This is a genomic window from Flavobacterium sp. LPB0248 (assembly GCF_013388355.1).
Lineage (GTDB): Bacteria > Bacteroidota > Bacteroidia > Flavobacteriales > Flavobacteriaceae > Flavobacterium.
In genome coordinates this window covers 2,290,922-2,302,830 of the sequence record NZ_CP058246.1, presented here as the reverse complement: position 1 = coordinate 2,302,830, position 11,909 = coordinate 2,290,922, and the positions used below count along the sequence as shown (strand labels likewise).

Sequence of the window (11,909 nt, the reverse complement as noted above, 5' to 3'; positions counted from 1 at the left end):
TACAATATGAGCAGAAAAGAAATACAAGAGCAGAGAATGAAAGATTATTTCATTCAGGCTACAAAAGAAATTTTAAAAGGAGAAGGCATTCAGGCTTTAAGTGTAAGAAGTATAGCCGAAAAGGCGGGATATTCGTTTGCTACACTTTACAATTATTTTAAAGATGTAAAAGAACTTATTTTTTTTTGTGTGAAAGATTTTCAGCAGGAATGCCAGGAATATGTTGAAGATAAAACTAAAGATACAGAAAGAGGCGAAAAGAAAATTATTGCGACTGCGATTTCTTACGCCGATTATTTTGTACAATATCCAAGTGTTTTTGAAATCTTTTTTATCGAAAAACTTCCTAATTCGGCTGAAAATGCCAGAATATCAGAATTAATTTCCTCTTTTCTCGAAAAACTCTGTCAAGAAGAATTTCAATATTGCATTGATCAAAAGAGTTTTACAGCCGAAGAAGTTCAGGAAATAGTAAAAGAACTTAATGGTTTAATTACGGGGATTTTACTGCTGTATTTAAACCGAAATTATCCGTCTGATTATGGTGATTTTACTAAAAATTTAAAATCGCAAATAGAAAAAACAATGAAAAAATAAGCGCATGAAAACCAAAAAAGAACTTAGAGACGAATACAAGGAAATGAAGTTCAAAAAAGGTGTTTTTCAAATACGAAATACCGTAAACAAAAAAGTATATATAGACAGCAGTGCTGATCTTGATGCTATTTTTAAACGCCAAAAATTTCAGCTTAACTGCGGGAATCATCCTGTGGCAGAACTTCAAAAAGACTGGAAAGAACTTGGAGAGGGCAAATTCGAATTTGAAATCCTGAGTGAAATAAAAGAAAATGATACGGCTGTAAAATCTGACCCAAAAGATTTGAAACTTTTAGAGCAAATGTTTTTGGATGAAATAATGCCTTTTGATGAAAAAGGATATAACAAAAAGAAAAAATAGCCTATTAAGGCATTAGGTTTTATGAATTGCCTCCTGCTTTAGCTGGAGGTTTTTTTATGTTTGAGAGGGAAGGGCTTTAGCCGAAATCTGTTTGTTTTTAATCTTCAAAAAAACTTCATTTCTAAACCAATTTTCATCTTCTTGAGTTTCAAAAATTCGTTTTGGAAGGAAGATTGCTTGTCCTTTGGTGTAGTATAAAAGATAGAGGTCATTTAGTTCGAAAACTTTTACAAAATTTTGCATAGGAACTGTACTATTAGATATTTCCCCCATTCCAGAAATAATTCTATCTGAGAATATTTCATGTTGTCTTTCGTAGAAAATAATCTTATTGTCTTTTGAATTTGCAAAAATCCAATATTTATAAATCGTAAGAACAGGATACATAAAACCAACGACTATAATAAAAATGCTAAAAGAATCTTTCTTTCCAGTAAAAAGAACGAAAGTAGAAAAGATCCACATAAAAAGAAATAACCATCCTCGTCTTTTTAATTCAAGTCTAACGAGGAACATGAAATATTCTTTTTTTGTAAGTTGAAATTTTTTGGTTTTAATCATTGAGACTAAGGAAAATTTTAAGGTTTTATTTCAAAGGAAAATCAAACAATTCTTTAGGTTTGATATCCAAAGCATTGGCGATTTTTATAAGAGTTTTTACAGTCGTATTTATTTCAGCTCTTTCTATTCTGCCTATCTGATTTTTTTTGATATCACAATCATCAGCCAAAGCTTGTTGTGATAAGCCTTTTTTTTCACGCAATTGTCTTATGTGAGTCCCAAGATTTGCAATAAAGGTTTCTTCTGAAATATCCATATTTCAAAATTCTTAAGATTTATTTTTGTCTTGGTTACATTTATGTGTTCAAAAGTATTATATTTACCACATTTAAAAAATAAGACAATGGCTACAAACGATCTTTCGAAAGAAACAGAAAAAAGACTCTTAGATTTTTTTAGTAATGTTATTGATGCTAAAGATTTGGCAAAAGCAATTCGGCAATTAAATTATGCAATTGCGTTAGTTGTTATGAAAGATGATGAAAGAGGATATGCTTATGCCCAAAGAGAAAACCTAGAAAAAGGTTTTTATTGGCTGAATGAATTAGCCGAAATTTTGCATCCGTATCTGGAAGTTGAATAAGAGAAAATAACGTTTTAAAAATATCTTCATTTCGACGAAAGGAGAAACCAAAAGCAAAACCGACAAAAAATTCCAGAGTGATTTCCGCAATTTTTTCATAGTTTGACAACCTGTTGGTGATGCTGAAAAGCTCCTTTCGTCAAGATGATTTGATAAAGATGAATTCCGACGTAGTTTGTCATTTCGAGGAACGAGAAATCACACTAGAAACTCCGCAAATAAAATCGCCAATCTTTGTAGATATACGCGTGTGATTGCTTCGCCAATTCGCTATCGCTCGTGTCCTCGTTCCTCGGAATGACAAAACTAGACGGATTTGGGATTAATTATTGATGAAACTAATGCATTTATTTTCTCTATTGCCAAGATAATCTTGATAACCTTCTATTGTTAATAATGGGATGTCATTCTTGTCCAATGCATCATTTGAGCCTTTTAGCCAAAAATAAACAAACCCATTGTCCCATTCAATCTTTATCTGATATCGAAAGTCTCTCACTTTTTGAGGTAGTTCTGTTTTGTAGAATTCGGTATATCCATTTTGTGCGGGCAAATTTCCTATTGTTTTGTTGCGTTCAGCACCTTCTGGATCAGCATATGGCTTTGTTCTAGATGTAAAGGAATTAGGATTATTTCCATCTTCATGGTATACAATACTTTCATTTAAAACTGAATGATATGGATCCCATATCAATGCTTTAGCTCCTCTTATGGGTGTATTTCCTCTATTGGTTATTTGAAAAGAAAAAAGATAATATTCTATGGTTTGGTCAGTTTTTCCGCTTTTGCCTTTACCAATAATTATTAGCGGCAAATTTTTATCTCCTATTAGATTTTTTTGGATTTGTTCCTGTTGTTCCGCATTTTGATTGCCAGAAATTGCACTATCCCAATATTGATAGGCAGCAACAAATGTTGTTACAAGACCTCCAAATATAATTAATCCTAATATTATTGTTTGCCAAAAGGTCATTCTCATTTTTTTTGAATTTAAAAAACATTTTTAACTTTGGCTGGCTAATATAATTAATTAAAAGAGGTTAAAAATTCTAGAGATCAAAAAAAAATGCACCAAAAACAAAAAAGCTTCTGAAAAATCTTCAGAAGCTTCTTTTAGTGCGGATAATAGGACTCGAACCTACACGCCTTGCGGCACCAGATCCTAAGTCTGGCACGTCTACCAATTTCGCCATATCCGCGGTAATTGTGGGTGCAAAGATAGGCATACTTTTGAATTATCAAAGCATTTTTTGAAAATTTTTTTTAATTCTCTTTTTTGTACTTTTGGGTTTCTATAAAAATAATTTAAATGGAAAATATTAAGTCCTACGTTCAACAACATAAAGATCGGTTTATCAATGAATTGATCGAATTATTGAAGATTCCGTCGGTTTCTGCCGACACTGCATATTCTCAAGATGTTATTGACACAGCAGAGGCTGTAAAAGAAAGTTTATCAAAAGCAGGATGCGATTATGTCGAAACTTGCGACACTCCAGGTTACCCAATTATCTACGGAGAGAAAATTATAGATCCAAATCTTCCAACGGTTTTAGTTTACGGCCACTACGACGTACAACCGCCAGATCCATTAGAATTATGGACTTCACCACCTTTTGAACCGGTTATTAAAACTACAGATATTCACCCAGAAGGCGCAATCTTCGCTCGTGGAGCATGTGACGACAAAGGTCAGATGTACATGCACGTAAAAGCGCTTGAGCTAATGGTACAAAGCAATACATTGCCTTGTAACGTAAAATTCATGATCGAAGGCGAGGAAGAAGTAGGTTCTGCAAGTTTGGCTTGGTTCGTAGAGCGCAATCAGGAAAAACTGAAAAACGACGTAATCTTGATTTCAGATACAGGAATGATCTCTAACCAACAGCCGTCTATCACGACAGGTTTAAGAGGTTTGAGCTATGTTGAAGTAGAAGTTACAGGTCCAAACCGCGATTTGCATTCAGGTTTATACGGTGGAGCTGTGGCGAACCCAATTAATATTTTGGCAAAAATGATTGCTTCGCTTCACGACGAAAACAATCATATTACAATTCCAGGTTTCTACGATAAAGTAGAAGAATTATCTGCAGAAGAAAGAGCAGAAATGGCAAAAGCGCCTTTTAGCTTAGAAAAATATAAAAATGCTTTAAACATTGCCGATGTTTATGGCGAAAAAGGATATGTAACCAACGAGCGCAACTCAATCCGTCCGACATTAGACGTAAACGGAATCTGGGGCGGTTATACTGGCGAAGGTGCTAAAACGGTTATTGCGAGTAAAGCTTTCGCTAAAATCTCGATGCGTTTGGTTCCAAATCAGGAATGGGAAGAGATTACAGAACTTTTCACAAAACATTTTACAAGTCTTGCTCCAGCTGGAGTTACAGTAAAAGTAACGCCTCACCACGGTGGTCAAGGTTATGTTACGCCAATTGACAGCATCGGATATCAGGCAGCAAATAAAGCGTATACAGAAACGTTTGGAGTTCCTGCAATTCCGGTTCGTTCTGGAGGAAGTATTCCGATTGTGGCTTTGTTTGAAAAAGAATTAAAAAGTAAAACCATCTTAATGGGATTTGGTTTAGACAGCGATGCTATTCACTCACCAAATGAACATTTCGGAATCTTTAATTACTTGAAAGGTATTGAGACTATTCCGTTGTTTTACAAGTATTTTGTGGAATTAAGTAAGTAAAAAAGGGACAAAGGTTCAAAGGCACAGAGGTGCAAAGTTTTATATAAATCCGTTCAGAAATGAGCGGATTTTTTTTGTTTAAAATGGTTTTAAGATTCAAAAGGAAAACCTTTGCCACTTTGCATCTCTGAACCTTTGCTTCTAAAAAAAGAAACTTTTTTCTTGCACATTTAAAATTTAACTCTACATTTGTAGAAACGAATCTATAATTGTAGAGCAATGGTAAATTTGAAAAATATCTTTTTGTTATTTCTTTTGGGTTCAATGCTTTTGAGCTGTAAAAGCAAACCGATCAATCAGAAAATTGACAAGAAAAAAGAAGGCGTTTGGATTGATAATTATACGCAGGATGGTACAAATTATAAATCGTATGAATATTATAAAAACGATCTTCCGATAAAAAAATGGAAATCGTACATTAACGGAAAAATCTATAAAACAGAGAAATATAAAAACAGAATCTGTATCGTAAAAAGCTATTACGAAAACGGAAAACTGGAATCGAAAGGGAAAACAAAATTAGAAACGAATTCGGTTGAAACGCATTGGTTTTATTTTGGAGAATGGAAGTTTTATTCGGATAAAGGAAAATTAAAAGGAATTAAGAATTACGATAAAGGAGAATTGATTTCGGAACAAAATATTAAATAGACAAACTAACCTCTAAACCATGAAAAAATTAATCACGCTTTCTTTTCTTTTAATGAACTGCCTTTTCTTGCAAGCCCAAACGTATAAAGAATGGGTTCGTAAAGCAGATTCTTGCTACACGGCGAAAAACTATGAATTGTCTGTTTCGTATTATGAAAAAGCTTTTAAAATAGAGCAGAAAGATTATAGGAATTTATATGATGCAGGATGTTCTGCTTCTATGGCAAGGCAGCATAAAAAAGCATTTAAGTGGCTCAATTTAGCAATTGATAAAGGATATGAAGAAATAGCTCATATGAAAAAAGATGATGATTTAAAATCTTTGTATTCTGATAAAGATTGGAAAAAAATGATCGATAAATTTCAAAAGCAAAGAGATATTGTTGAAGTTAACTATGATAAACCGTTACAGAAAGAACTTTTGGATATTTATGCAGAAGATCAGGATATTCGTGGTGCGGCCATGAAAATTATTAAAACAGATGGTCGTGGAAGCAAAGCATTGGACAGTATTGGCAAAATTATGAGTTATAAAGACAGTATAAATTTAATTAGAGTTATCAAAATATTGGACGAAAAAGGTTGGGTCGGAAAGGATGTTGTGGGCTCTCAGGCTAGTCAGGCTTTGTTTTTGGTGATTCAGCATGCCGATTTGAAATATCAGCAAAAGTATTTGCCTATGATGAGAGAGGCAGTTAAAAATGGTAATGCGAATCCAGGAAATTTAGCGTATTTAGAAGACAGGGTAGCTTTACGTGCAGGAGGAAAGCAAATTTATGGAAGTCAGGTAATGAATCATCCGGTTACAAAGAAACCTTTTGTTTCTCCACTTGAAGATCCTGATAATGTAGATGTAAGAAGAGCATCAGTAGGACTGGGAACTTTATCGGATTATCTTAAATATTGGAATACAACTTGGGATGTTGAAGCTTATAAAAAAGAACTGCTAGAACTGGAGAAAATCATTCGTCAAAAAAAAGGTTAAGTAGGAATGATTATTATAAATGAGTTATTGAAAAACGAAATAATAAAAATAAATTCATGACAAAAGATAATTAATCTGAGAATATATTAATTTAATAAAAGACTAAATTTAACTTATGAAAAAATCGATTGTTTTTGTTTTAATTGTAATCAACTTTGGCTTTTTAAATGCTCAAACGTATAAAGAATGGGTTCATAAAGCAGATTCTTGTTATACGGCAAAAAACTATGGGTTGTCTGTTTCGTATTATGAGAAAGCTTTTAAAATAGAACAGAAAGACAATCGAGATTTATACAATGCAGGCTGTTCTGCTTCTATGGCAAAAAGGAATAAAAAAGCATTTAAATGGCTGAATATTTCTATCGATAACGGATACGAAAATATGTCGCATATTAAAATTGACAATGATTTAAAACCTTTGTACTCAGAAAAAGAATGGAATAAAACAATTGACAAACTGCAGAAGAAATTAGACGTTATTGGAGCAAATTACGATAAGGTGCTAGAAAAACAACTTGCAGAAATTTATACCGAAGATCAGGAAATTCGCGGAGAATTTATGAATGTTTATAGAGCCTCAAAACCTGATAAAAAGAAAATTGACAGCATTGGTAAAATCATGCAGAGAAAAGACAGTATTAACCTTATTAAGGTGATGAAAATATTGGACGAAAAAGGCTGGTTAGGGAAAAGTGTTGTTGGCTCTCAGGGAAATCAGACTTTGTTTCTGGTGATTCAGCATGCCGATTTAGAATATCAGCAAAAATATCTGCCTATGATGAGAGAGGCGGTTAAAAACGGTAATGCCAATCCAGGAAATCTGGCTTATTTAGAAGATAGAGTTGCTTTGAGAGAAGGAAGGCCGCAAATTTATGGAAGTCAGGCTGCCAAGAATAAAAAGACTAATAAAATGTATATATCGCCAATGATAGATCCAGATAATGTAGATAAAAGACGTGCTGAGGTTGGACTTGGTACAATGGCGGACTATGCGGTAAAATTAAACATTGATTGGAATTTAGAAGAGTATAAAAAAGAATTGCCAGAAATAGAAAAACTTGAAAATATCAAACCATGATACAATTATCAAATGCAGAAGAACAGTTAATGGAGCATTTATGGAAGCTTGAAAAGGCTTTTATGAAAGATTTGCTGGAAGCGTATCCGGAACCAAAACCGGCAACAACAACCGTGGCAACGCTTTTAAAACGAATGATCGATAAGAAGTTTGTAGCGTATAACGAATTTGGGAATTCGAGAGAATATTATCCGCTGGTAAAGAAAACAGACTATTTTGCAAAACACGTAAAAGGACTAATTAGTAATTTCTTTAATAATTCGGCTTCGCAATTTGCTTCGTTTTTTACGACCGAAACCAATTTATCGTCTTCGGAATTGGAAGATCTTAAAAAAATAATCGATTCAGAAATTCAAAAAAAGAAAAAATGATAGCTTTTATTGTAAAATCGACAGTCGCTTTATGTGTTTTTCTAGCTTTTTATCATTTGATATTAGAGCGAGAAAAAATGCATCAGTTTAATAGATTCTTTTTGCTTTTTGTAATTGTGATTTCCTTTGCAATTCCGTTTATTTCATTTGAAACTATCAAAGAAATTCCTGTAGATTTTTCAAGACAAGTTGCTATTAGTCATTATGCACTAAATACGTCGATTCATCAAACAGCAGAAAAAGTAGATTATAAATTCATTCTTTTATGGACTTTATACGCAATCGTAACGCTGTTGATGGCAATAAGGTTTGGAAGAAACATTTGGAAGATTTTTTCCAGAATTGGCAATTCTCCAAATGTAGAATTTGAGAATTCAAAATTGGTTTTGGTAAAAGAAAAAATAGTGCCACATACTTTTTTGCATTACATTTTTATCAATTTAGAAGATTATAAAAAGCAAAATATTGAAGCCGAATTGTACACGCACGAATTGGTTCATGTGCATCAAAAACATACTTTGGATATTCTCTTTATAGAGTTTTTAAAAGTTGTTTTTTGGTTTAACCCGATCTTTTTGTTTTATAAAAAAGCAATACAACTCAATCACGAATTTCTTGCCGATCAGGAAATTGTGAAAACTTATAATAATGTTCCGTTTTACCAAAATTTACTTTTAACAAAAGGAAGCGAGAAACAAACGATTTACTTGGCCAGTAATTTGAATTATTTAGTAACAAAAAAACGATTAATAATGATGAAAAAAAGAACATCAAAAAACACAGCGTTTTTAAAGAAAATTGCTGTAGTGCCTCTAGTCACGATTTTAATGTTGCTGTTATGCATGAAAACAGTTGCGCAAGAAGTGAAAACAGAAGTAAAAAGTAGTGCAAGTAAAAATTCTTCTAATGAGAAAACAGTTGTTTCAAAAGATAAACAAAACGTGGTTGTAAAGGAAAAATCTGTTAAGTTAACAGACAAGAAGAAAGCCAAAGTTTCGTCTCGGCCAGCAGTTGCTTCAAAAAAAACGCAGGATGTAAAAGAGAATGAAGCTTTAAATAAAAAACAAGAATCTGGCTCTGAGGTGAGTGCTATAATTAGTGAAAGTGAAGGAAGAGTAAAAGAACGAAGAAAATCTTATGGTTATCAAGATATGAAGTTTGATACTACAATGTTTAGAAGACCACAAAATCATTGAGAATAAAATATTCTTAAAAAAGGTAAATAATCGATTCAGAAAAAAATAAAAAATGATAACATATCTTTTAAAATCAGGTTTATTGCTTGCTGTTTTTTATGCAGTATATAAATTGTTGTTAGAAAACGAAAAAATGTTTCGCTTTAATCGTGCTTATCTTCTCGGAAGTTTGATTTTTAGCTTGGTTATTCCGCTGCAATTGTTTTCGATTGCATCATTTTTTCCGTCAAAAATTAAAACAATTCAGCTGGATGAAATAATGATTGTGTCTAATCAATCAATCTTAAATGAAGTGTCATACAATGAAATCCTATATTTCTTTTTAGGTGCAATTTATGTTCTTATTGCAACAATTTTACTGATTCGATTTGCTATAAATGTTTCTTCTTTTTTCTTGAAAATGAAAAAGAATTCGGTACAATTTATAGACAATCAGAAACTTGTTTTAATGAAAGAATCGATTTTGCCACACTCTTTCTGGAATGCTATTTTTATTAGCAAAGAAGATTTTGCAAATGGAAAAATTCCATCAGAATTAATCGCTCATGAAAAAGCACATTTAGAGCAAAAACATACTTTGGATATTCTTTTTGTTGAGGTTTTGCAAATCGTATTTTGGTTTAATCCGATGTTTGTTTTGTTTGAAAAAGCCATAAAGCTCAATCATGAATTTTTGGCCGATGAAGCCGTAAACAAACAATTTGATGAAGTTAAAAGCTATCAGAACTTATTGTTGCAATTTGCTTCAAATAAACATACTGTCGTTTTGGCAAGTACTCTCAATTATCAAATAACCAAAAAACGTTTGCTTATGATGACAAAAGAAAAATCGCCAATTGCAATGGTTTTAAAAGTGACTTCTGTAACTGTTGTTTCTTTTTTATTGTTAATTGCTTTTAATTCGGAAGCTACTGCGCAAACCAGTTTTAATGGAAAAAACAGTCTTGGTGTTAATGAAAAGGCAGATGTTAAACAACCACAATTTCCTGGCGGAATAGAAAAGTTCTATATGTTTGTGGGGCAAAATTTTAAAATGCCAGAAGAATTTTCGAAACAAAAAAAGGATGGCAAAATTTTTATTGAGTTTATGGTCGAAAAAGATGGAAGTCTGTCTGAGTTTAATGTCGTAAAAGATTTAGGTTATGGAGTATCAGATGAAGCAATAAGAGTTTTGAAACTTTCACCAAAATGGATTCCTGCAACTGAAAATGGTCAGGCTGTTCGAGTGCTGTATTCATTGCCTATAACGCTTCAAAGTGAGAAATAGAGGTTCAGAGTAGCAAAGGTTCAAAGGTTCAAAGGTTTTTCTCTGTGCCTTTGAACCTTTGCCTCTTTGCACCTCAAAATAAAAAAATCCGCTTCTTGATGGGAGAAGCGGATAAAATTAAAAACTAATTAAAAAAAAAATTCTAAAAATAAACATGCAATCTAGACTAAAACAAGTCTGGATTGTATCCAAAATAAGGTACATTTTGTTCGTTAAAAATGACCCCGTATTCTTCTAACTCCTTCAAAATAGGTTCGTAAACTTCCTTTTTAATTGGAAGCTGAACGCCTGGAGTTGTAATTTTCCCGTTTAAGATTAATAAAGTGGCAATTGCAACCGGAAGTCCGACTGTTTTTGCCATTGCAGTATAAGTTTGGTCTTCGCCAATACAAACCATTTTAGAATCGATTTGTTTCTTCTTTCCATTCAGTTCGTAACCAAATTTATGATACATCACAATCATATCTTTGTCATCTGGTTCAAGAGCCCAGCTTTCAGATAGGATCTTCTCTAAAATTTGAGCAGGAGTGGCATTTGGCAGATTTACTTTTTTGTTTGGGTTAAATAAATCCAGTTCCAAAAGTTTATCCCACATAATATCGTCCTGATCGATTTTTAGAATCAATCGAGTTTTAATTTCGACAGAATCTGTTGGGTGATACGGAAGAAAAGAATTGATGAACTGACGATAACTCATATTTTCTGACCCCTCTAAAACATAGCTATCATCAGTCATCCCGAGCTGTACAAACATATTCCAAGCGCGAGAATATCCCACTCTTCTGATTGTACCTCTATATAAGGTAAGAATATCATCTAAACCGTAAACTGATCTGTATTTAAGCGAATCGCGATTAGAATAAGCTTCAAATTTCCCGTAGCCTTCTACTTCCAGAAATTCAGTTCTTCTAAACAAAGCGCTATACGGAATGTATTTATAAGTTCCTTCCTGAATAAACTTTGCGGCACCGCCTTGTCCCGCCAAAACAACATTTCTTGGCGCCCAAGTAAATTTGTAGTTCCATAAATTATTGTCAGATTCGGGAGCTACAAGTCCGCCGCAGAAAGATTCAAACAAAAGCATTTTACCGCCTTTTGATCTAATTTCGTCAAGAACTTTCATGGCGCTCATATGATCAATTCCTGGATCAAGACCAATTTCATTCATAAAAATCAAATTGTTTTTGATCGCTTCTTCGTTTAAAGCCTGCATGGCATCACTGATATAAGAAGCTGTAACAAGATGTTTTTTGAATTCAAGGCAGTCTTTTGCAATTTCGATATGCAGATGTGCGGGAAGCATTGAAATTACGATTGACGCATTTGCAATAGCTTTTTTTCTTTCGTCGGCATTAAAAATATCTAAGGCAAGCGGAGTGGCATTTGGGTGATTTTGTGTTTTTGCTTTCGCAAGATGCAATGAAAGGTCAGCTACCGTTAAATGCAGCTTTTCTTCATTAGATTTTGATAGTAAATATCGAATCAAAGAAGATGCAGATCTTCCCGCTCCAAATATTAAAATGTTTCTCATGTCTTAAATATTTAACACAAATATATTTAA

14 protein-coding genes and 1 tRNA gene are annotated in these 11,909 nt (G+C 33.0%); 10 read left to right on the top strand and 5 right to left on the bottom strand.

Features of this window, described 5'->3' with window-relative positions; translation table 11 throughout:
• Positions 1-6: 6 nt before the first annotated feature.
• Positions 7-597 (top strand): TetR/AcrR family transcriptional regulator, encoded by a 591-nt coding sequence (locus LPB248_RS09515; RefSeq protein WP_177211225.1) that lies wholly within the window; start codon positions 7-9, stop codon positions 595-597.
• A 4-nt stretch (positions 598-601) separates the two neighbouring features.
• Positions 602-958 (top strand): GIY-YIG nuclease family protein, encoded by a 357-nt coding sequence (locus LPB248_RS09510; protein WP_177211224.1) that lies wholly within the window; start codon positions 602-604, stop codon positions 956-958.
• A 54-nt stretch (positions 959-1,012) separates the two neighbouring features.
• Here LPB248_RS09510 and LPB248_RS09505 read toward each other — a convergent pair whose 3' ends face one another.
• Complete coding sequence (locus tag LPB248_RS09505) at positions 1,013-1,474, bottom strand: YcxB family protein (RefSeq protein ID WP_218279826.1); 462 nt, start codon at positions 1,472-1,474, stop codon at positions 1,013-1,015.
• A 70-nt stretch (positions 1,475-1,544) separates the two neighbouring features.
• Complete coding sequence (locus tag LPB248_RS09500) at positions 1,545-1,775, bottom strand: helix-turn-helix domain-containing protein (protein WP_177211222.1); 231 nt, start codon at positions 1,773-1,775, stop codon at positions 1,545-1,547.
• Between the two features lie 87 nt (positions 1,776-1,862).
• Here LPB248_RS09500 and LPB248_RS09495 point away from each other — a divergent pair, with 87 nt between their 5' ends.
• Positions 1,863-2,102, top strand: coding sequence for a hypothetical protein (locus tag LPB248_RS09495; protein WP_177211221.1), 240 nt, complete (start codon positions 1,863-1,865; stop codon positions 2,100-2,102).
• A gap of 322 nt (positions 2,103-2,424) precedes the next feature.
• Here the strand turns inward: LPB248_RS09495 and LPB248_RS09490 are convergent, their stop codons facing one another.
• Positions 2,425-3,075 carry a hypothetical protein gene (locus tag LPB248_RS09490; protein ID WP_177211220.1) on the bottom strand — a complete coding sequence of 217 codons (651 nt, stop codon included), beginning with the start codon at positions 3,073-3,075 and terminating at the stop codon, positions 2,425-2,427.
• Between the two features lie 144 nt (positions 3,076-3,219).
• Positions 3,220-3,301 (bottom strand) — tRNA-Leu (locus LPB248_RS09485).
• A gap of 110 nt (positions 3,302-3,411) precedes the next feature.
• Here LPB248_RS09485 and LPB248_RS09480 point away from each other — a divergent pair.
• From LPB248_RS09480 to LPB248_RS09450, 7 genes are all read left to right on the top strand, one after another.
• Entirely contained in the window at positions 3,412-4,800 is a 1,389-nt protein-coding gene (locus tag LPB248_RS09480; protein ID WP_177211219.1) for a dipeptidase, read from the top strand.
• Between the two features lie 219 nt (positions 4,801-5,019).
• A complete protein-coding gene (locus tag LPB248_RS09475) occupies positions 5,020-5,451 on the top strand; it encodes a hypothetical protein (protein WP_177211218.1) in 432 nt (143 codons plus the stop codon).
• Between the two features lie 19 nt (positions 5,452-5,470).
• Positions 5,471-6,436, top strand: coding sequence for a DUF6624 domain-containing protein (locus LPB248_RS09470; RefSeq protein ID WP_177211217.1), 966 nt, complete (start codon positions 5,471-5,473; stop codon positions 6,434-6,436).
• 115 nt (positions 6,437-6,551) lie between these two features.
• Positions 6,552-7,514 carry a DUF6624 domain-containing protein gene (locus LPB248_RS09465; RefSeq protein WP_177211216.1) on the top strand — a complete coding sequence of 321 codons (963 nt, stop codon included), beginning with the start codon at positions 6,552-6,554 and terminating at the stop codon, positions 7,512-7,514.
• The gene (locus tag LPB248_RS09460) at positions 7,511-7,885 is read left to right on the top strand and encodes a BlaI/MecI/CopY family transcriptional regulator (protein WP_111425991.1); all 375 of its coding nucleotides are present in this window, start codon (positions 7,511-7,513) and stop codon (positions 7,883-7,885) included. Before LPB248_RS09465 ends, LPB248_RS09460 begins: the two co-directional genes overlap by 4 nt.
• Positions 7,882-9,081, top strand: a complete 1,200-nt coding sequence (locus LPB248_RS09455) for a M56 family metallopeptidase (RefSeq protein WP_177211215.1) — start codon at positions 7,882-7,884, stop codon at positions 9,079-9,081. The genes LPB248_RS09460 and LPB248_RS09455 overlap by 4 nt, the downstream gene beginning before the upstream one ends.
• Positions 9,082-9,133: 52 nt before the next feature.
• Entirely contained in the window at positions 9,134-10,348 is a 1,215-nt protein-coding gene (locus LPB248_RS09450; RefSeq protein ID WP_255462906.1) for a M56 family metallopeptidase, read from the top strand.
• A gap of 166 nt (positions 10,349-10,514) precedes the next feature.
• Here LPB248_RS09450 and LPB248_RS09445 read toward each other — a convergent pair whose 3' ends face one another.
• Positions 10,515-11,879 carry a saccharopine dehydrogenase family protein gene (locus LPB248_RS09445; protein WP_177211214.1) on the bottom strand — a complete coding sequence of 455 codons (1,365 nt, stop codon included), beginning with the start codon at positions 11,877-11,879 and terminating at the stop codon, positions 10,515-10,517.
• Between the last annotated feature and the right edge of the window lie 30 nt (positions 11,880-11,909).